Origin of the sequence: Corynebacterium lipophiloflavum DSM 44291 (assembly GCF_000159635.1) — a bacterium.
GTDB classification, from domain to species: Bacteria; Actinomycetota; Actinomycetes; order Mycobacteriales; family Mycobacteriaceae; genus Corynebacterium; species Corynebacterium lipophiloflavum.
This window is the reverse complement of record NZ_GG667214.1, coordinates 1-610: the sequence shown is the minus strand read 5'-3', so window position 1 is coordinate 610 and position 610 is coordinate 1. Positions and strand designations below refer to the sequence as shown.

Genomic DNA, 610 nt, shown 5'->3' with positions numbered 1-610 from the left:
GTCCCAGCCGGCGCGCTGCATGGCCTTTTCACATCTTGCGTACCCCGTACACGCTGAAGTTGTCCTCGAAGACTTTCACCAATTCGGGGATAAGCAGCGCGTCTGACAAGCTCCTGGCCGACGGGGCTCGTGTTTTCGCTGCTCGGTAGCCACGAGAGGTGATAAACCCACATTCTGTCTGCCTTAACGTGCGACAGATGGCCTCGACCCCGAAGCGATCGCGATACGTGTCGATGTATTCGATCATCTTCTGGTGGGACGGTCGAGTTCCGCTGCGAAAAAAGCTGAAGCGGTCTTCAAGATCTCGTTTGCCCTGCGCAGCTCTTTGTTCTCTTGCCGCAGACGCTTCAGTTCGTCGTCGACCGACTCGCCAGTGCTCCGCTGAACGTCGGGGGACGCTTTGACAGGTTTCAACCAGTTGTTGAGCGTGTGCGCCGAGACGCCGAGCTTCTCGCCGATCTCCTCCGCCGCCGCCCACTTCGAGCACCCCTCAAGCTCAACGAGCTCCTCGGCTAACCGCACCGCCTTGTCCTTGAACTCGTCACTGAACTTCCTAGGCATGGTCCAATCCTCCTCTAGAAACGATCGGAACTAAACCCAGGACACTTCA

General features: G+C 57.9%; 1 pseudogene. It reads right to left on the bottom strand.

Annotated features, from left to right (window positions below):
- Positions 1 to 31: 31 nt before the first annotated feature.
- Positions 32 to 561 (bottom strand): annotated as a pseudogene (locus HMPREF0298_RS12845) (transposase); the annotation flags it as partial.
- Positions 562 to 610 lie beyond the last annotated feature (49 nt).